General features: G+C 74.4%; 18 protein-coding genes. 10 read left to right on the top strand and 8 right to left on the bottom strand.

Annotated features, from left to right (window positions below):
• Window positions 1-42: 42 nt before the first annotated feature.
• Window positions 43-660 carry an HAD family hydrolase gene (locus tag ACGFYQ_RS00305; protein ID WP_393738327.1) on the bottom strand — a complete coding sequence of 206 codons (618 nt, stop codon included), beginning with the start codon at window positions 658-660 and terminating at the stop codon, window positions 43-45.
• A gap of 368 nt (window positions 661-1,028) precedes the next feature.
• Between ACGFYQ_RS00305 and ACGFYQ_RS00300 the strand changes: the two genes are divergently transcribed.
• Window positions 1,029-1,529: a SigE family RNA polymerase sigma factor gene (locus ACGFYQ_RS00300; RefSeq protein ID WP_393738325.1), complete on the top strand. Its 501-nt coding sequence runs from the start codon at window positions 1,029-1,031 to the stop codon at window positions 1,527-1,529.
• 9 nt (window positions 1,530-1,538) lie between these two features.
• The gene (locus ACGFYQ_RS00295; protein ID WP_393738323.1) at window positions 1,539-2,405 is read left to right on the top strand and encodes a hypothetical protein; all 867 of its coding nucleotides are present in this window, start codon (window positions 1,539-1,541) and stop codon (window positions 2,403-2,405) included.
• 50 nt (window positions 2,406-2,455) lie between these two features.
• On the opposite strand, the gene ACGFYQ_RS00290 is transcribed toward ACGFYQ_RS00295, so the two are convergent.
• Window positions 2,456-3,460: a hypothetical protein gene (locus tag ACGFYQ_RS00290; RefSeq protein WP_393738321.1), complete on the bottom strand. Its 1,005-nt coding sequence runs from the start codon at window positions 3,458-3,460 to the stop codon at window positions 2,456-2,458.
• An 86-nt stretch (window positions 3,461-3,546) separates the two neighbouring features.
• Between ACGFYQ_RS00290 and ACGFYQ_RS00285 the strand changes: the two genes are divergently transcribed.
• Both ACGFYQ_RS00285 and ACGFYQ_RS00280 read left to right on the top strand, forming a co-directional pair.
• Window positions 3,547-6,039 (top strand): helicase-associated domain-containing protein, encoded by a 2,493-nt coding sequence (locus tag ACGFYQ_RS00285; RefSeq protein ID WP_393738319.1) that lies wholly within the window; start codon window positions 3,547-3,549, stop codon window positions 6,037-6,039.
• 210 nt (window positions 6,040-6,249) lie between these two features.
• Window positions 6,250-6,840: a DUF4291 domain-containing protein gene (locus ACGFYQ_RS00280; RefSeq protein ID WP_393738317.1), complete on the top strand. Its 591-nt coding sequence runs from the start codon at window positions 6,250-6,252 to the stop codon at window positions 6,838-6,840.
• Here ACGFYQ_RS00280 and ACGFYQ_RS00275 read toward each other — a convergent pair.
• Both ACGFYQ_RS00275 and ACGFYQ_RS00270 read right to left on the bottom strand, forming a co-directional pair.
• The gene (locus ACGFYQ_RS00275; protein WP_393738315.1) at window positions 6,825-7,292 is read right to left on the bottom strand and encodes an N-acetyltransferase; all 468 of its coding nucleotides are present in this window, start codon (window positions 7,290-7,292) and stop codon (window positions 6,825-6,827) included. The two genes, ACGFYQ_RS00280 and ACGFYQ_RS00275, sit on opposite strands and share 16 nt — an antisense overlap.
• Window positions 7,293-7,601: 309 nt before the next feature.
• A complete protein-coding gene (locus tag ACGFYQ_RS00270; protein WP_393738313.1) occupies window positions 7,602-8,051 on the bottom strand; it encodes a GNAT family N-acetyltransferase in 450 nt (149 codons plus the stop codon).
• Between the two features lie 232 nt (window positions 8,052-8,283).
• On the opposite strand from ACGFYQ_RS00270, the gene ACGFYQ_RS00265 reads away from it, so the two are divergent.
• Complete coding sequence (locus ACGFYQ_RS00265; RefSeq protein WP_393738311.1) at window positions 8,284-9,927, top strand: DNA repair helicase XPB; 1,644 nt, start codon at window positions 8,284-8,286, stop codon at window positions 9,925-9,927.
• Window positions 9,928-10,418: 491 nt separating this feature from the next.
• Here ACGFYQ_RS00265 and ACGFYQ_RS00260 read toward each other — a convergent pair whose 3' ends face one another.
• Window positions 10,419-10,604 carry a hypothetical protein gene (locus tag ACGFYQ_RS00260; protein ID WP_393738309.1) on the bottom strand — a complete coding sequence of 62 codons (186 nt, stop codon included), beginning with the start codon at window positions 10,602-10,604 and terminating at the stop codon, window positions 10,419-10,421.
• Between the two features lie 312 nt (window positions 10,605-10,916).
• On the opposite strand from ACGFYQ_RS00260, the gene ACGFYQ_RS00255 reads away from it, so the two are divergent.
• Window positions 10,917-12,977 (top strand): HelD family protein, encoded by a 2,061-nt coding sequence (locus ACGFYQ_RS00255; RefSeq protein ID WP_393738307.1) that lies wholly within the window; start codon window positions 10,917-10,919, stop codon window positions 12,975-12,977.
• A gap of 237 nt (window positions 12,978-13,214) precedes the next feature.
• Here ACGFYQ_RS00255 and ACGFYQ_RS00250 read toward each other — a convergent pair whose 3' ends face one another.
• The gene (locus ACGFYQ_RS00250; RefSeq protein ID WP_393738305.1) at window positions 13,215-13,901 is read right to left on the bottom strand and encodes a copper homeostasis protein CutC; all 687 of its coding nucleotides are present in this window, start codon (window positions 13,899-13,901) and stop codon (window positions 13,215-13,217) included.
• Between the two features lie 110 nt (window positions 13,902-14,011).
• Between ACGFYQ_RS00250 and ACGFYQ_RS00245 the strand changes: the two genes are divergently transcribed.
• On the top strand, window positions 14,012-14,674 hold the full coding sequence (locus tag ACGFYQ_RS00245) for a hypothetical protein (protein WP_393738303.1): 663 nt from the start codon (window positions 14,012-14,014) through the stop codon (window positions 14,672-14,674).
• A 102-nt stretch (window positions 14,675-14,776) separates the two neighbouring features.
• Window positions 14,777-16,054 (top strand): Cmx/CmrA family chloramphenicol efflux MFS transporter, encoded by a 1,278-nt coding sequence (locus ACGFYQ_RS00240; RefSeq protein WP_393739664.1) that lies wholly within the window; start codon window positions 14,777-14,779, stop codon window positions 16,052-16,054.
• A gap of 9 nt (window positions 16,055-16,063) precedes the next feature.
• Here ACGFYQ_RS00240 and ACGFYQ_RS00235 read toward each other — a convergent pair whose 3' ends face one another.
• Together ACGFYQ_RS00235 and ACGFYQ_RS00230 are read right to left on the bottom strand one after the other, a co-directional pair.
• Window positions 16,064-16,333, bottom strand: a complete 270-nt coding sequence (locus tag ACGFYQ_RS00235) for a DUF4031 domain-containing protein (RefSeq protein ID WP_328926322.1) — start codon at window positions 16,331-16,333, stop codon at window positions 16,064-16,066.
• Window positions 16,330-16,701, bottom strand: coding sequence for a hypothetical protein (locus ACGFYQ_RS00230; protein WP_393738301.1), 372 nt, complete (start codon window positions 16,699-16,701; stop codon window positions 16,330-16,332). Before ACGFYQ_RS00230 ends, ACGFYQ_RS00235 begins: the two co-directional genes overlap by 4 nt.
• Window positions 16,702-16,801: 100 nt before the next feature.
• Here ACGFYQ_RS00230 and ACGFYQ_RS00225 point away from each other — a divergent pair, with 100 nt between their 5' ends.
• Together ACGFYQ_RS00225 and murQ are read left to right on the top strand one after the other, a co-directional pair.
• On the top strand, window positions 16,802-17,788 hold the full coding sequence (locus ACGFYQ_RS00225; protein WP_393738299.1) for a MurR/RpiR family transcriptional regulator: 987 nt from the start codon (window positions 16,802-16,804) through the stop codon (window positions 17,786-17,788).
• 106 nt (window positions 17,789-17,894) lie between these two features.
• Entirely contained in the window at window positions 17,895-18,818 is a 924-nt protein-coding gene (gene murQ / locus ACGFYQ_RS00220; protein ID WP_393738297.1) for an N-acetylmuramic acid 6-phosphate etherase, read from the top strand.
• The last annotated feature ends 34 nt before the right edge of the window (window positions 18,819-18,852 follow it).

Here is an 18,852-nt window from a genome sequence, read left to right as displayed (position 1 = left end):
GCGTGACCCCCGTGACCCCGGCGAACCTTTCCGGCCACAGCACTAGACCGGCTGTGCCGCGACGTACTCCGCGAGCCACTGCGGCAGCGCGGTGAGGTCCGTGAGCACCACGTCCGCCCCCGCCGCCCGCAGTTCCGGCTCGGGGCACGGCCCGGTCGGCACGACCACGGACAGCGCGCCGGCCTTGCGGGCCCCGCGTACGTCGCCCACGTGGTCGCCGACGTAGACCTGCGCCCCGTACTCGCGCAGCGCCCCGGCCTTGGCCTCCGCCCAGAGCCAGCCGATGACCGCGTCGGGCTCGATGCCCAGGTGCTTCAGGTGCAGGCGGGCGTTGGGCTCGTGCTTGGCCGTGACGACGATCGCGCGGCCGCCGAGCGCCTGGACGGCCTCGATCGCCTCGCGGGCGCCCGGCATCGCCGGGGTCGGCTCGATGGCGCATGTGGGATAGATCTCGCGGTAGCGGTCCGCCATGGCCGGGATCTCGGCCTCCGGGAACCAGTACGCGAGCTCCTCGTCCAGCGGCGGCCCGAGCCGCGTGACCGCCTCGTCGGCGTCGATGAACGTACCCGTCTCGGCCGAGAGTGCCTGGTAGGCGGCCTTGATGCCCGGGCGCGAATCGATGAGGGTCATGTCGAGGTCGAAGCCGACGGTGAGGTTCATACCCTCCATTGTGCCGAGGCGGACCGACACCAGGCCGACCGCAGGCCGACGCCGGGCCTACAACAGGGGAAACGGCCGCGGCGCCGCCGTCAGGGGCTCCGCCCCCGAACCCCCGCGCCTCAAACTCCCCCAGCTACCGCTGGGAGGTGCCCCCAGGCGGGGCTGGATTTGCCGATGCCGTCCGGCTGGCACAACCCAGCCCCGCCGGCGATTGAGGCGTGGGGGTCCCCCCGGACGGAGTCTGGGGGAGGGTCCGGGGCGGAGCCCCAGCAGACGGGCCGCAAGGCAACCTCGAAGGCGGGCTCAACCTTTTGCGGGCGGCAGCGCTCAGGACAGGGGTGAGACACACGACGTGAGGGGGACGGCGGATGCCACCAGGCACCGAGCACGACTTCGAGGCCTTTGCCCGGGCCGGTCAGCGCAAGCTGTACCGGACCGCGTACCTGCTGTGCGGCGACGCCGACGGCGCGCGCGACCTGACGCAGACGACGCTCGCGAAGCTGTTCCAGCACTGGCGGCGGGCGTCCGCCGCCGACCATCCCGACGCGTACGCCAGAACCGTACTGACCCGCACCTTCCTCGCCGAGCGGCGCCGACGGCTGCGGGACCTCCTGGCCCACACGCACGCCGCGCCGCCGCCCGTGCCCGAACACGCGGACCTGCGCGTCACCCTGCTCGCCGCACTGGCCGCACTGCCGCCGCGGGCCCGGGCCATGGTCGTCCTGCGCTACTGGGACGACCTGAGCATCGAGACGGTCGCCGAACTGCTGCGCTGCAGCGAGGGCACGGTCAAGAGCCAGTGCTCGCGCGCACTGGCCAAGCTGCGCACGCAGCTCGGCGACGCCCACATCTACGCCACCGAGAGCTGAGGAAACGTCATGGGTACCAACGAAAACCTCAACGAAAACCTCAACGGAGACCTCAACGGAGACCTCGCCGCCGAAAGGGCCGTTCTCCTGGTCCGGGAGGCGATGGACCGTACGACCGCCGAACTGCCCGCGCTGCCCGACCTGGCGGGCCCGGCCCGCGCCCAGGGCATGCGCCGCAAGGCACGCGTCCGGGCGGCGATCGGCGGCGGGGTGCTGGCCGTCGTCGCGATCGGCGTCGCCGGAGCGTTCGCGCTGCCGGACGGCGGCGGCAACCAGGAGGCGGCCGGGGTGATCGGGGTGGCCGCGGCTCCGCCGGACGCCGGCCCGCAGCCGCCGGTCCACCTGGAACCGACCCCGGGCGAGACGCCGATGTCCGCGCTGCCGCCCGCCGAGCGCGCACGGCAGGAGAACTTCCAGAACCAGGCCGTCGGCGTGCTCCAGGGATTGCTGCCCGAGGCGGTCGGCACCGTGCGGCGGACCGACCTCAACGTGAACCTCTACCAGGCCGCCAAGGACGGCAAGACGTTCACCGTCATCTTCTCGGTACGGCCCTCCGACCCGGGCACGACGGCGAGGCCCTGCCGCGAGATCAAGGGCCAGACCTGTGCGAAGGCCACCCTGCCCGACGGCACCGAGGTCAACGCGGCGACCGCACCGATCAACTCCGGCACCGTCACCGAGTCCCGGGTCTTCTTCCACTACGGCAACAGCGACGTCCTGCTGTCCGTCGGCCCGCACGACGAGTCGAACACCTCGGCGCCCGTCACCAAGGAGCAGCTGCTGGAGGTCGCCAAGGCGCCGGGCTTCCTCGACCTCGTCAACGCCGCCGACCGCCGGCCGGTGCAGGAGAAGCAGACGATCGTCCCCCTCGGCTGAGACCGCGGCCGAGACCCCTGGCCGAGACCGGCGGACGCGCGGCGGGCCCGTCAGCGGCGACGGGCCCGCCACACCAGGTACAGGACGGACGCCAGCGCCGCGCCCCGCAGCAGCCACGGCCACATCCCGTGCAGCACCCCGCTCACCTGGTCCTCGGCCAGGGTCTCGCCCCACTTGCCGTTCAGCCGGCCCCACAGCCACACCGCAGCCCCCGCCAGGACCGCGCCGGGCGGGCCGAAGACGGCCCACTTGCGCTCGGCGGGCCGCAGCACGCGCGAGGCGTACGGCAGCAGCCAGCCGACGACGAGCAACAGCCAGTAGCCGGTGACCGCGCCGACGACGAGGACCGCCGCGGCCAGCATCAGGAAGGCGTTCGGCCGGGGCCGGGCGGCGGCCGCCGCCGCCGGGGCCTCCGGCTCGCCCTCCGCCGCCGCTTCCTTCCTCGCGCGCCGCCGCTCGCGCAGGAACCGTACGAGGCCCCGCGCGCGCCCCTCCGGCGGGCCGGGCGGCGGGGACTCCGGCTCCTCGTCCTCCTCCGGGCCGTCCTTGAACAGCTCCGGGAACTCGATCCCGCCCGCGAAGCCGTCGACCTGCGGGCCCGAGCCGTACGCGGCCGGACCGACGCGCCACCAGTCGGGCTCCGCCCCGCCGGAGGGGCCGAGTTCGTCGAGCCCGGCCAGGTGCGGCGGCACGTTCCGCGGCTCCGCCTCCGGGCGCGGCGGCGGCACCCGCTTGCGGCCCAGGCGGCCGGGACCCCGCTGGGTGGGCACCGCCGGGGCCGGATCCGCGGCCGCCCCGGAGGGCCCCGACCGCGTGCCGGGGGCGCCGAGGGTGCCCAGGGTGTCCAGGACCTCCTCCGGCGTGCCGATCCGCTCCAGGATGGCCCGTACGGCGGCCGGCGTCTCCGGGTCGTACTTGGCGCGCCGACGGTCGATCTCGTCCCGCAGCCCCGACACCAACCGCATCCGGTCGCCGGAGGACAGCTGCCGCCGCTGCGCCAAGTCCCCGACGCGGCTCAGATATTCGTAGACCAACTGATCGCTTTCGATGCCCACGCCCCGGCTCCTCCCCTACCGCCTGACCCGAAGGTAGCGCGTGCGCCCGTGGAGCTGTCGCGGACGCAGCGGATACCGTTGACCGGATGGGGACCGGCCGACTGACCGGCCGACGCGACCAGGAGGCGACTGTGCCCGAGGCAAGCACTGCGGGGAGATCCGGCGGAAGCGGCGCCCCGCGCTCCCTCGCCGAGGCGCTGCGCGCCCGCGACGACTCGGCGCTCGCCGCGCTGCTGCACGCCCGCCCGGACCTGCTCAGCCCGGTGCCCGGCGACGTGACGCAGCTGGCCACCCGCGCCGGCACCCGGGCCTCGGTGGTACGGGCGCTGGAGCGCCTTGACCGGTTCGCGCTGCAGACCGCCGAGGCCCTGGCGGTGGCCCCGGACCCGTGCCCGTACCCGGTGCTGGAATCGCTGCTGACCGGCGAGGAGGGCACCACCGGGGAGGACAACGGCGCGCGCGCCGCGCTCCCCCGGGCCCTGGCCACCCTGCGCGACCAGGCCCTGGTCTGGGGCGACGACGACCGGCTGCGCCTGGTGCGCACCGCCCGCGAACTGCTCGCCCCGTCGGCCCAGCGGCCCTCCCCGACCGGCCTCGGCCCCACCGTCGCCGAGGCCACGGCCGGGATGTCGCCGACCCGGATCCAGGAGATCGTGGCGGCCGCCGGACTGCCCGCCACCCACGACCCGGTGTCCGCGGTATCGGCGCTGACCGGGCTGTTCACCGACCCGGAGCGGATGTCGGCCCTGCTGGACCAGGCCCCCGCGGAGGCCCACCAGGTGCTCGGGCGGCTCGTGTGGGGGCCGCCGTACGGGGAGGTCACCCCGAGCCCGACCGCGCCCGTGCGCTGGCTGCGCGACCACGGCCTGCTGCTGCCCGCCTCCGCGCGGACCGTGGTCCTGCCCCGCGAGGTGGCACTGCACCTGCGCGGCGGACTCGCGCACCGGGACACCGCGCCGGCGGCTCCGCCCGTCCCCGCACACCGCGAGCACCGTCCACAGCTTGTGGACGCCAACGCCGCCGGGCAGGCGCTGGGCGCGCTGTCCACCGTCGAGGAGCTGGTGAAGTCCTGGGAGTACGCCGGTCCGCCGGTGCTGCGCGCGGGCGGGCTCTCCGTACGCGACCTCAAGCGGGCCGCGGCCACCCTGGACACCACCGAGTCCGCGGCGGCGTTCTGGATCGAACTCGCCTACGCGGCCGGCCTGCTGGCCGGCGACGCGGAGGCGGACGAGCGGTACGCGCCCACCCCCGCCTTCGACGACTGGTGCGAACTGCCACCCGCCGAACGCTGGTCGGCCCTCGCGGCGGCCTGGCTGCCGGCCACCCGCACAGCCGGCCTGGCCGGCGAGCAGGACGGCAAGGGCCGCACCCTCTCGGTACTCGGCCCCGATCTCGACCGCTCCGCCGCCCCCGAGGTGCGCCGGCGCGTCCTGGAACTCCTCGCCGCCCTGCCCGAGGGCGCCTCCCCCGACCCGGACGCCCTGCTCGACCGGCTCGCGTGGGAGCGTCCCGTACGCGGAACGAGCGACCTGCGGGCCCGCCTCGCGCACTGGACGCTGACCGAGGCGGAGGTCCTCGGCGTCACCGGCCGGGGCGCGCTCAGCGCCTTCGGCCGCGCCCTGCTGGAGCACCGCGACCCGGCGCCGCTGCTGGGCCCGCTGCTGCCGGAGCCGGTGGACCACGTGCTGCTCCAGGCCGACCTGACGGCGGTCGCCCCCGGCCCGCTGCGCCGCCCGCTCGGCGACACCATGGCACTGCTCGCGGACGTGGAGTCCAAGGGCGGCGCGACCGTGTACCGCTTCACGCCCGGGTCGGTACGGCGCGCCCTGGACGCCGGGCACGCCGCCGCCGACCTGCACGCCTTCCTCAAGGAGCACAGCCGCACGCCGGTCCCGCAGCCGCTGGCCTACCTGATCGACGACGTGGCCCGGCGGCACGGACACCTGCGGGTCGGCTCGGCGTCCTCGTACGTGCGCTGCGACGACGACGCGATGCTGGGCGAGATCCTGGCCGACAAGCGGTCGGCGGGGCTGGGGCTGCGCCGCCTCGCGCCGACGGTGCTGGCCGCGCTGGCCGAACCCACCGCCCTGCTGGAGGGGTTGCGGGCCATGGGGTACGCGCCGGCCGCGGAATCCCGTACCGGCGACGTGCTGGTGACCCGGGCCGACGCCCACCGCACGCCGGCCCGCTCGGCGCCCGTACCGGTGCCGGACGGCCCACCGGTGCCGGACGAGACGCTGCTGGGGGCGGCCGTACGGGCGATCCGCGCGGGCGACCTGGCGGCGACGGCCGTGCGCAAGGAGCCGACGGCCTCGGCGTCCGCCGCGGTCGCGCCCGGCGAACTGCCGCGCACGAGCGCGGCCGAGACCCTGGCGACGGTGCAGGCGGCCGCGCTGACCGGGTCGGCCGTGTGGATCGGATACGTGAACGCGGACGGGGCGGCGAGCCAGCGGGTCATCGCCCCGGTCCGGGTGGAGGGCGGCTTCGTCACCGGCTACGACCACACGGCCGACGAGGTGCGGACGTACGCGCTGCACCGGATCACGGGGGTCGCGGAGCTGGCGGAGGAACACCTCTGAAACCGCCTGCCGATCCAGCCCCGCCCGGGGGCACCTCCCTGGGGGTCCCCCCGGACGGAGTCTGGGGGAGGTAGCCGGGGGAGTTTGAGGCGTGGGGGTCCCCCCGGACGGAGTCTGGGGGAGGGTCTGGGGCAGCGCCCCGGCAACGGCGCGCCGCACCGGCCCGGAAAACCGCTGGCCGACGCGGCGGAGCCTCGTCAGGCTGGGGCCATGCCCGAAGCACCGCCGCGAGCGATCCGCGCCGCCCACACCGACACCACGATCACCGTCTACCAGGCGTACTCCCCCGCCCTCGGGGTGCCGGCCGCCCGCGACGGCCGCTTCCCGCCCGCCTGGAAGCGGGAGCGGATGACATGGATCAAGCCGTCGTTCCTGTGGATGATGTACCGCTGCGGCTGGGCCACCAAGGCCGACCAGGAGACGGTGCTGGCGATCGAGATCACCCGGTCCGGTTTCGACGACGCGCTCCGCGGGGCCTGCCTCTCCCACTACTCGCCCGGTGTCCACGCGGACCGCGACGCCTGGCAGCGGTCGCTGCGCGCGACGTCGGCCCGCGTCCAGTGGGACCCGGAGCGCGACCCGCACCTGAACCCGCTGCCGTACCGCTCGCTCCAGCTGGGCCTGTCGGGGCCCACCTCACGGGCCTACGCCGACGAGTGGACGGTCGCCATCCGGGACGTCACCCCGCTGGCCCGGAAGATCCACGGCCTGCTCCGCGCGGGCGACGAGGCCGCGGCGCGCGCCCTGCTGCCCGCGGAAACCCCGTACCCCGCGGGCCCGTTGCCTCACCTGGGGGCGTAGTCGATCCGCCCGTGGTCGAAGGGCCAGTCCTCGCGCAGCCAGCGGCTCACGGCCTCGTACAGCGGGCGGTCGAGGTGGGCCCGGTCGGCGCGCACCCAGGAGCTGGCCTGGACCCGCTCCGGGTCGTCCTTGCCCGGGTAGACGTACAGGCACCCGATGACCTCGTCGTCCCCTTCCAGGACGGTGTACGTGAACCCGCGCCGCTCGGCGAAGTCCCGGGCGTGCCGGGCCAGATCGCCCCGGTTCGCCTCGGCGGACATCCCCTCCACGGGCGGCCAGCCGCGCCCCACGAATCCGGGGGTGGCCCTGATGTGCGCGATGCTCCCGGTCCAGGCGGCGAGATCCCGCTCGTTGTGCTGCTCCCCGAGCGGCTCCAGCCGGAAGCCGTCGCCCGCGAGCGTGCCCGGCACCTCGAAATCACCGGGCACGAAGGTCTGCTGATCATCGTTCATGCCCGGACGGTACGTGCCCGCCGCGCGAGCGCCAGCAGGTTTTCCACCTGCCACCGGTCGTCCACGTGCTCCCCGTACCCGGCGGCCGGCACCCGGCCGTCCGGCGCGATCAGCAAGCCCGCCGGAAGCCCCAGGCACCCGCCGTCCTGGACACGCGCCGGCGCCCTGTCCGGCGCGGGCACCACGGCGATCGCCGAACTCCCGGCGGCCGAGTACCCGTACCTGACCGAGGCCGCCCGCGGCGCCCGGACCCTCACCCGGGACCGGGAGTTCCACGGCGGCCTCGCCCTGCTCCTGCGCGGCCTGGGATCAGGCTGGTTCGCGCAGTTCGAGGTCGATGAACGGCACGGTGTCCCCCGGCAGCAGGTACCGCTCGACCTCCACGAACCCGTGCGCGAGGGCGAACCGCAGCCCCTCCGGATTGGACTCCAGGACCACGGTCCGGATCCGCTCGGCCCCCAGCTCCCGCGCCCGCGCCAGCCCCCGCGCGTACAGCAGCTCCCCGTACCCCCGGCCCCGGTACCCGGGCAGCACCCGCGCGATGACGGTGCCCACCGCCTCCCCGTCCCGGGGCGGCCGCACGGTCGTACACCCCACCACGGCGTCACCGAGATGCGCCACCTCCAGCACGTTCCGCCCGGCCCGCTCCCGCACGTCGTCTCGGGAGAGCGGATCCGTCGGAATGATCAGATTGTGCACGTACCGCCAGTCCCGCAACGTGCCCTCGTCACCCACGGCCTCCACACGAAGATCACCCATCCCCCCAGCGAACCCACCCACCCACCTCCCCGTCAACCATCCCCACACGCGAACTTAGAGTCGTCATCCGGTTCTCTCCCGGGAATCCGTACGACCCACACGAACGGGTGACCGACCGGGCGGGCTCACCGGCGGACCGAACCCGCTGAGCCAGACCCGAGCGGCAGGTTCCCAGCCGCCTCGGGCGTACGGCACCATGGAGGTTTGACCTGAGTGAAACGGGGCGCCGCGCGTGAATGGTCCACTTATCGTCCAGAGCGACAAAACACTCCTTCTCGAGGTCGACCACGAGCTCGCCGGAGCCGCGCGGCGTGCCATCGCCCCCTTCGCCGAGCTGGAGCGGGCTCCCGAGCACATCCACACCTACCGGATCACCCCCCTCGGCCTGTGGAACGCCCGGGCCGCCGGGCACGACGCCGAGCAGGTCGTCGACGCGCTCGTCGAGTTCTCGCGCTACCCGGTCCCGCACGCGCTGCTCGTCGACGTCGCCGAGACGATGGCCCGCTACGGCCGCCTCACGCTCTCCAAGCACCCCGTGCACGGGCTGGTCCTGACCAGCACCGACCGGCCGGTGCTGGAGGAGATCCTGCGGTCCAAGAAGGTCGCCCCGCTCGTCGGGGCGCGGCTCGACCCCGACACCGTGGTCGTGCACCCCTCCGAGCGCGGGCAGATCAAGCAGACGCTGCTCAAGCTGGGCTGGCCGGCCGAGGACCTCGCCGGGTACGTCGACGGCGAGGCGCACCAGATCGACCTGGCCGAGGACGGCTGGGCGCTGCGCCCGTACCAGCAGCAGGCCGTCGAGGGCTTCTGGCACGGCGGTTCCGGTGTGGTCGTGCTGCCGTGCGGCGCCGGCAAGACGCTGGTCGGCGCCGGGGCGATGGCGAAGGCCAAGGCGACGACGCTGATCCTGGTCACGAACACCGTCTCGGCCCGCCAGTGGAAGCACGAGCTGGTCAAGCGGACCTCCCTGACGGAGGACGAGATCGGTGAGTACAGCGGTACGAGGAAGGAGATCCGGCCGGTCACGATCGCCACGTACCAGGTCCTCACGACCAAGCGGAAGGGCGTCTACCCGCACCTGGAGCTCTTCGACTCCCGCGACTGGGGCCTGATCGTCTACGACGAGGTGCACCTGCTGCCCGCGCCGGTCTTCAAGTTCACCGCGGACCTCCAGGCGCGTCGGCGCCTCGGCCTGACCGCCACCCTCGTACGGGAGGACGGGCGCGAGTCGGACGTCTTCTCGCTCATCGGGCCGAAGCGGTTCGACGCGCCGTGGAAGGAGATCGAGGCGCAGGGCTACATCGCGCCCGCCGACTGCGTCGAGGTCCGGGTCAATCTGACGGAGTCGGAGCGGCTCGCGTACGCGACCGCCGAGACCGAGGAGAAGTACCGGTTCTGCGCGACGACGGCGACGAAGCGGAAGGTCACCGAGGCGCTGGTCGCCAAGCACCAGGGCGAGCAGACGCTCGTCATCGGGCAGTACATCGACCAGCTCGACGAGCTCGGCGAGCACCTGGACGCGCCCGTCATCAAGGGCGAGACGTCCAACGCGCAGCGCGAGAAGCTGTTCAACGCGTTCCGCGAGGGCGAGATCAGCGTGCTGGTCGTGTCGAAGGTCGCGAACTTCTCCATCGACCTGCCCGAGGCGACGGTCGCCATCCAGGTGTCGGGTACGTTCGGCTCCCGCCAGGAGGAGGCACAGCGGCTGGGCCGCGTGCTGCGGCCGAAGGCGGACGGCCACGAGGCGCGGTTCTACTCGGTGGTCGCGCGCGACACCATCGACCAGGACTTCGCGGCGCACCGCCAGCGCTTCCTGGCCGAACAGGGCTACGCCTACCGGATCATGGACGCCGACGAGCTCCTGGCCACCGACTAGCCTCCGGCGGCGGGCAGGTCCCGGCGTACGGAAGGCTCCGGGCGGGCGGATGCGGCTCAGCCGCCGGGCACGGCTCCGGGCGCGGCTCCGGCCGGGCGGGCGCGCGAACGCGCAGACGCCGCCTGCCACGCCGCTGCCGGGGCGCTGCCCCGGACCCTCCCCCAGACTCCGTCCGGGGGGACCCCCACGCCTCAAACGCCGGCGGGGCTGGAAGTGCCCTGCGGGCAACCCAGCCCGCCGGGGCGAAGAGGCGCGGAGCGCCGTTGCACGCCCGCCAGGCAGGCGGCATCGGCCAAATCCAGCCCCGCCGGCGATTGAGGCGCGGGGTCTGGGGCAGCGCCCCAGCAGACGTGCCCGCACGGGGCGGGGCGGGCCGAGGCCGCCGGCAGGGCGGGGGGTCGGCGGCGCGGCCCGGCGCCCGGCGCCCGACGGTCAGTGGCCGGGAACGGGGCGGCGACAGGCGCGCGTGACCCTGACCGGCCTGCCCGGATTCAGCGGCGGACCACGCCCGCGTCCTCGGCGTATTCGCCCAGGACGACCACGCTGACGGCGGCCGCCGCGAAGACCTTCGCGGCGCGCAGCATGCCGCCGAAGCCCAGCCGCGGGCGGGAGTCGGACGTGGCGGTGGCGCCCGCGGGTCGGCCGCCCTGGATCGGGGTGAAGGTTGCGGTGCTCATGTATCCATGGTGCGTTTTCGCACCGGCCGGCACATCGCCCTGGGGGCGGAACCCCCGGGCGTCCCGCCTCCTCCTCCCGGCCCATGCCACCCCCTAGTGGGTCTGCCCGAGGGATGACTCCCCCGTCGCGCCACCCGGACGGGTGTCCCCGTGGGAAGGGACTTCCGGTCCCCGAAATCCATTCGCGCGGGCTCGGCCCGGTGGCTAGAATCTCCGCTCTTGCCGCCTCCCGCCGCCTCATCGGGGAGAGCCGCCCGCCGCTCGGTAACCGGCGGGCCATCTGTTCCGTACCCAGCAGCTGGAGGCAGTCCCGTGCCCGCGCACGCCCCCGCATCCGACATCGGCCCGCTCGCGCGCGAACGGGCCCACCTCACCGCCTCCCGCGCCGCGCTCCGCGCGATGCGCGCGGACGTCGAGGCCCTCGACATCCGCGACGTCACCGCGAACTGGGTCAACGCGATCGTCCTCCAGGCCCAGATCGACGACCGGATCAAGGCCCTCGCCGACCTCGCCCACACGCCCCTCTTCTTCGGCCGCCTGAACTATCTGCACGCTCCGGGCGCGGAGCTCGCCGAGGGCGCGGAGGGCGAGCAGTTCTACATCGGCCGCCGCCACGTGCACGACGCCGACGGCGACCCGATGGTCATCGACTGGCGCGCGCCCGTCTCCCAGCCGTTCTACCGCGCCTCCAAGACCGACCCGCAGGACATCGGGCTGCGCCGCCGCTTCGGTTACACCGGCGGCGAGCTGACGGCGTACGAGGACGAGCACCTCTCCGACCCGGCGGAGGCGGCCGCGGTCAGCAAGCTGCTCCAGCAGGAGATCGAGCGCCCGCGCGTCGGCCCCATGCGGGACATCGTGGCGACGATCCAGCCCGAGCAGGACGAGATCGTCCGTTCCAGCCTGTCCGGCTCCGTCTGCGTACAGGGCGGCCCCGGCACCGGGAAGACGGCGGTCGGCCTGCACCGGGTGGCGTACCTGCTGTACGCGCACCGCGAGCGCCTCGCCCGTACGGGCACCCTGGTCATCGGGCCGAACCGTTCCTTCCTCCAGTACATCGAGCAGGTCCTGCCAGCCCTGGGCGAGCTGGAGGTCAAGCAGGCCACCGTCGATGACCTGGTGGCGCGCGACGGCCTGGAGGTACGCGGCACGGACGCGGCCGAAACCGCCGTGGTCAAGGGCGACGCCCGGATGGCGCAGGTGCTGCGCCGCGCCCTCGCATCGCACGTCACGCAGCCCGCCGAGGCGCTGATGGTGGTCCGCGGTTCGCGCCGCTGGCGGGTGCCGTCGTACGAGCTCGCGGAGATGGTGGAGGAGCTGCAGAACCGCGACATCCGCTACGGCGCGGCCCGCGACGCGCTGCCGCAGCGGATCGCGCACGCGGTGCTCGTACGGATGGAGCAGGCGGGCGAGGCGCCGGACGACCGCGTGCAGGACGCGGTGGCGCGCAACCCCGCGGTGAAGGCGGCGGTGAAGGAGATCTGGCCGCCGGTCGAACCGGCGAAGCTGGTGCTCCGCCTGCTGTCCGACCCGGAGTTCCTGGCGCTGCACGCGCAGGACGTCCTCACGGCGGACGAGCAGAAGCTCCTCCTGTGGCCGAAGCCGTTCCGGAGCGTGAAGTCGGCGAAGTGGTCGGCGGCGGACCTGGTGCTGATCGACGAGGCGGCCGACCTCGTCGAGCGCACGCACTCGCTCGGGCATGTGGTCGTCGACGAGGCGCAGGACCTGTCGCCGATGCAGTACCGGGCGGTGGGGCGGCGGTGCACGACGGGTTCGGCGACGGTGCTGGGCGATCTCGCGCAGGGCACCACGCCGTGGGCCACGCGCAGCTGGGACGAGGCGCTGACGCACCTCGGGAAGCCGCAGGCGGTGCTGGAGGAGCTGACGGCGGGGTTCCGCGTGCCGCGCGAGGTGATCGCGTACGCTTCCCGCCTGCTGCCGTCGATCTCCCCGGGGCTGGCCCCGGTCTCCTCGGTCCGCGAGACGCCGGGGTCGCTGGTCGTCACGCACACGGCGGACCTGACGGAGTCGGTGATCTCGGCGTGCCGTGCGTCGTTGTCGCAGGAGGGGTCGATCGGCCTGATCGCGGCGGACGCCCGTGTCCCGGTGCTGGCCGATGCGCTCGCGGAGGCGGGGCTGGCGTACCTGTCGCCGGGCGAGGAGACGACGGCGGAGGCCCGGCTGACGCTGGTGCCGGCGTCGCTGGCGAAGGGTCTGGAGTACGACTACGTCGTCCTGGACGAGCCCGCGGCGATCGTGGACGGCGAGCCGGACGAACGCACGGGCCTGCGCCGCCTGTACGTCTGCCTGACCCGCGCCGTCTCGGGCCTGACGGCCCTCCACTCGGCCCCGCTCCCGGCCGCCCTGTCCTGACCCTGCGGGTCCACTGCTGGGGCTCCGCCCCAGACCCTCCCCCAGACTCCGTCCGGGGGACCCCCACGCCTCAAACGCCGGCGGGGCTGAAATTGCCCTCCGGGCAATCCAGCCCGCACCCGGCAGACGGCATCAACCAAAATCCAGCCCCGCCTGGGGGCACCTCCCAGCGGTAGCTGGGGGAGTTTGAGGCGCGGGGGTTCGGGGGCAGCGCCCCCGACAACGGCGCCGCGCCGGTCAGGCCAGCTCCGCCCGCCACTCGGCGACGGCGGCCGCCGAGACCGGCCGGCCCCACCCGGAGGGGCGGGCCGCGCCGCCGATGTGGAAGGCGTCGATGCCCGCCCCGCGCAGCACCGGCAGGTGCGAGAGGGTCAGGCCGCCGCCGACCAGGATCCGCGCCCCGTACCCCGGCTCACCCCGCCGCGCCGCCTCCGCGAGCAGCACCGGCAGGCCCTCGTCGACCCCGGCCGCCGACCCCGCCGTCAGGTAGGTGTCCAGGCCGGGCAGATCGGCCAGCGCCTTGCGCAGGCCGTCCCGGTCCGCCGCCCGGTCGATCGCCCGGTGGAAGGTCCAGCTGCAGCCGTCCAGCTCCGTCACCACCGCCTCGACCGCCGCGAGGTCCGGGCTCCCGTCCGGGTTCAGGAAGCCGAGTACGAACTCCCGCGCCCCCTCCGCCCGCAGCTCCCGCGCCGTCCGGACCAGCCTGGAGACGTCACCCGCGGCGAAGCCGTCCGACATGCGGAGCATCACGCGCAGCGGGATGTCGACCGCCGCCCTGATCGCCGCGAAGGTCTCGCGCGGCGGGGTGAGCCCGTCGGCGGCCATGTCGGTGACCAGCTCCAGTCGGTCCGCTCCACCGGCCTGGGCCGCGACCGCGTCCTCCACGTCGAGGGCGATCACCTCCAGGAGCGCACGGTTGCTCATTCGATGCCGTCCTTTGTTCCGGTACGGAAAATAGGTCTAGTCCAATATTAAGAGTACGGGCCTCCGCCCTCGCTCCACCAGCACAATCACGCCACCCCCACAATGTGCCCATGGACACAGGGACCCCGCGCAACGACACCACCGCCGACACCACCGCTCTCCGGGCCCGCTGGTCCGCGACCCTCATCGCCGCCGGGGCGAGCGGCGACCCCGCCCCCTACGCCGACCGCCTCCTGGCCGCCTGGGCGGAGCCGCAGCGCCGGTACCACACCACCGCGCACCTGGCCGACGTACTGGCACGGATAGACGTACTGGCGCCGTACGCCGCCGACCCCGCCGCCGTCGAGCTCGCCGCCTGGTTCCACGACGCCGTCTACCGCCCCGACCGCTCCGAGAACGAGGAGCGCAGCGCCGCCATGGCCGAGCGGGCCCTGCCCGAGCTCGGCGTCGACCCCGACCGCACGGCCGAGGTGGCCCGGCTGGTCCGGCTGACCGTCACCCACGACCCCGCCCCCGGCGACACCGACGGCGAGGTGCTCTGCGACGCGGACCTGGCCGTCCTGGCCGGCCCGCCCGAGGCGTACGCCGCCTACGCCGCCGCCGTGCGCGCCGAGTACGGCTTCGTCCCGGACGACGCCTTCCGCGCCGGCCGCGCCGCCGTCCTCCGCCAGCTGCTCGCCCTGCCGCGGCTCTTCCGTACGCCGTACGGCACCGCGCACTGGGAGGCCCCGGCCCGCGCCAACCTCGCCGCGGAACTCGCCGGGCTCACGTAGCACGTAGCTCACCCAGCTCACCCAGCTCACGTGGCAGCGGGAATGTGGTCCCGTTCGCCATGGTTGGTGACAGTCATGCCCGCAGCCCCCGCACGCCCCCGCATGCCCGTTGCCGTCTACATCCTCGGCCTGTCCGTCTTCGCGCTCGGCACCAGCGAGTTCATGCTCTCCGGGCTCCTGCCGCCGATCGCCGAGGACATGGGCGTCACCATCCCGCAGGCGGGCCTGCTCATATCCGCCTTCGCGATCGGCATGGTCGTCGGGGCGCCGCTGCTGGCCGTGGCCACCCTGCGCCTCCCGCGCCGCACCACCCTCATCTCCCTCATCAGCCTCTTCGGCCTCGGGCAGATCGCGGGCGCGCTGGCCCCCTCGTACGAGCTCCTCTTCGCCTCCCGCGTGGTCTCCGCCCTCGCCTGCGCGGGCTTCTGGGCCGTCGGCGCGGCCGTGGCCATCGCCATGGTCGACAAGGACCAGCGGGCCCGCGCGATGGCCGTCATGATCGGCGGCCTGTCCATCGCGAACGTCCTCGGCGTACCGGCGGGCGCCTTCCTCGGCGAGCAGTTGGGCTGGCGCTCCGCGTTCTGGTCGGTCGGCGCGGCCTCCGCCATCGCCCTCGTCGGCATCCTGGCGCTGATCCCGAAGATCCCGCTGCCCGCCGAGAAGCCCTCGCTCGGGCGCGAGCTGCGCATCTACCGCGACCGCCAGGTGTGGCTATCCATCGGCATCACCGCCCTGGGCGCCGGCGGCGTCTTCTGCGCCTTCAGCTACCTGTCACCGCTGCTCACCGATGTCGCGGGGCTGGACTCCGGCTGGGTCCCGTGGATCCTCGGCCTGTTCGGCGTGGGCGCGCTGGTGGGCACGACCGTCGGCGGGCGGGTCGCCGACGCGCACCTGTTCGGCGTGATGATCTGGGGCATCACCGCGTCGACCGTCTTCCTGACGGCGCTCGCCCTCCTCGCGTCGGTGCAGGTCGCGGCGATCGCGCTGTCGTTCCTGCTCGGCGTCTCGGCCTTCTTCACCGCCCCGGCGCTCAACGCCCGCATGTTCAACGTGGCCGGCGCCGCCCCGACCCTGGCCGGAGCCACCACCACGGCCGCGTTCAACCTCGGCAACACCGGCGGCCCCTGGCTCGGCGGCACCGTCATCGACGCGGACCTCGGCTTCGCCGCCACCGCGTGGGCGGGCGCCGCGATGACGGTCACCGCCATCTTCCTCGCCGTGATCGCCCTCCGCCTGGACCGCGGTACGCGGCCGGCCACCACCCGCGTGATCGCGTCCTCGGCCGATGCGGCCCGGGGCCCGTCGGTCGCGTCGGTCGCGTCGGTCGCGTCGGTCCCGTCGGTCCCGTCGGTCCCGTCGGAAGAAGCCGCCCGGGCGTGACACCCCCGGCTACGCCTGCGCCCGGCCCTTCGGGCGGCGCAGGCCGGCCGCGGTGAGGCGGCGGACCAGTTCCTTGCTGCCGATCTCCACCGCGCCCGCCCGCACCGCGTCCGCGTAGCGGTACGAGGGCACGTCGTAGTGGTCCCGCTCGAAGGCCCGTGGCGGGCAGCCGATGGCCGCCGCGAACGCGTGCAGCTCCTCGTACGAGACGTCGCTGACCAGGTGCGACCACATGCGGCCGTGGCCCGGCCAGGTGGGCGGGTCGATGTAGACGGTCACGGGTGGAAGACCGGGCCCAGGCCGCCCACCGCCGCCACTTTCACGCCCGCCTCCGAACACACCCAGTGCGGGTCGGGTCCCAGTTCCGGCTCCACGTCCAGCGCGTGCGGATCACCGTGCGCGCAGACGGGACACAACGGCCAGCGCCCGTACTTCTCCAGCAACGCGTCCTGCACGTCCTGGGCGACGAGTCCGGCCAGGTAGTCGACCCCCTCCGGCCACTGCTCCACCCACCAACGGCGGTGCGTGACCGAGTCCTCGACGAGGGAGACGACATCGGCATCGGCGACCTCGCCGGCGGCGAGGTCGGCGAGAACAAGTGCACGTGCGACGTGCAGCGCCTGTTCCAGGGGGGTCGCGTGGTCCATGGGGTCATTGTGACCCCGTGCGGGCGAAGTGGCGTAGGTCCTTTTTCCGGGGGCCTCATGGCGCCTTGACGCCCACCGCTGTCGAAAATAAGTTTCAGATATGAGCATGAACACGAAAGAAACTTTCAATCCGGCCGGAGCGGAGGGAACCGACGGGACCCAGGCGACCACCGCGACCACGGCCACGGCGACCGACACGAAGCCCGGGGCCCCACCGGCCACCGCCCTCCAGGCCCGCGTGCGCAGTCTCGCCCCCTCCATGACCCGGTCCGTGCTGGCCGTCGCCGAAGCCGTCGCCGCCGACCCCGCCGGATGTTCCCGGCTCACCGTCTCCGCACTCGCCGACCGCACCGGCACCAGCGAGGCCACCGTCGTCCGCACCGCCCGCCTCCTCGGCTACCCCGGCTACCGCGACCTGCGGCTCGCGCTGGCCGCCCTCGCCGCCCAGCAGGAGTCCGGGTCCGCCCCCGCCGTCACCGTCGACATAGCCGTCGACGACTCCCTCGCCGACGTCGTCGCCAAGCTGGCCCACGAGGAGGCGCAGACCCTCGCCGACACCGCCGCCGGGCTGGACCTGGCCCAGCTGGCCGCCGCCGTCACCGCCCTCGCGACGGCCCGCCGCATCGACATCTACGGCATCGGCGCCTCCGCCCTCGTCGGCCAGGACCTCGCCCAGAAACTGCTGCGCATCGGCCTGATCGCGCACGCCCACAGCGACCCCCACCTCGCCGTCACCAACGCCGTCCAGCTGCGCCCCGGCGACGTGGCCGTCGCCGTCACCCACTCCGGCTCGACGGGCGACGTCATCGAGCCGCTGCGCGTCGCCTTCGAGCACGGCGCCACCACCATCGCCCTCACCGCCCGCCCGAACGCCCCCGTCACCCACCACGCCGACCTCGTACTGGCCACCTCCGCCGCCCGCGAGACCCAGCTGCGCCCGGCCGCCATGTCCAGCCGGACCAGCCAGCTCCTCGTCGTGGACTGCCTGTTCGTCGCCGTCGCGCAGCAGACGTACGAGAGGGCCGCGCCCGCCCTCGCCGCCTCGTACGAGGCACTCGCCCACCGCCACCGCACCACCTCCCGCTGAACCGGCCGCTGCCCCTCCCACCGCACCGCCCGCCGCACCGCCCGCCGGACCGCCCGCCGGACCGCCCGCCGAACCGCCCGCCGAACCGCCAGGAGACGCCCCGCCCATGACCGCGTACGCCGAACTCCGCGCCCAGCTGGAGACGCTCACCACCGAGGCCTTCCGTCCCGAACTGGCCGAGATCGACCGGCTGTCCACCCTCGACATCGCCCGCACCATGAACGCCGAGGACGCCACCGTCCCGGCCGCCGTCGCCGCGCAGCTGCCGCTGATCGCCGCCGCGATCGACGCGATCGCGGCGCGCATGGCCCGGGGCGGCCGTCTGGTCTACGCGGGCGCCGGCACGGCCGGCCGGATGGGTGTCCTGGACGCCAGCGAGTGCCCGCCCACCTTCAACACCGACCCGGGCGACGTCGTCGGCCTCATCGCGGGCGGCCCCTCCGCCATGGTCGAGGCCGTCGAGGGCGCCGAGGACTCCGAGGAGCTGGCGGCGGAGGACCTGGCGGCGCTGGAGCTCACCCCTGACGACACCGTCGTCGGCATCTCCGCGTCCGGCCGCACCCCGTACGCGATCGGCGCGGTCGCGTTCGCCCGTACGCGCGGCGCGCTCACCGTCGGGCTGTCCTGCAACGCCGGCTCCGCGCTCGCCGCGGCCGCCGAACACGGCATCGAGGTCGTCGTCGGGCCCGAACTGCTCACCGGCTCGACCCGCTTGAAGGCCGGGACCGCCCAGAAGCTCGTCCTCAACCTCATCTCGACCCTCACCATGATCCGGCTCGGGAAGACGTACGGAAACCTGATGGTCGACATGCGCTCCTCGAACGAGAAGCTGCGCGCCCGCGCCCGCCGCATCGTGGCACTGGCCACCGGCGCGCCCGACGCGGAGATCGAGGCCGCGCTGACCGCCACCGACGGCGAGGTCAAGCACGCCATCCTCGTCATCCTCGGCGGCGTCGACGGCCCGGCCGCCGCCGAACTCCTCGCCGCGTCGCGGGGCCACCTGCGCGCGGCCCTCGACCGGACCCGCTGACCGGCCCACCGACCGGCCCACCGACCTGACCTGC

The sequence above is a fragment of the Streptomyces sp. NPDC048258 genome, assembly GCF_043201995.1.
Taxonomy (GTDB): Bacteria; Actinomycetota; Actinomycetes; order Streptomycetales; family Streptomycetaceae; genus Streptomyces.
Note: the sequence above shows the minus strand (reverse complement) of the source record. Positions and strands in the feature narration are given on the sequence as shown.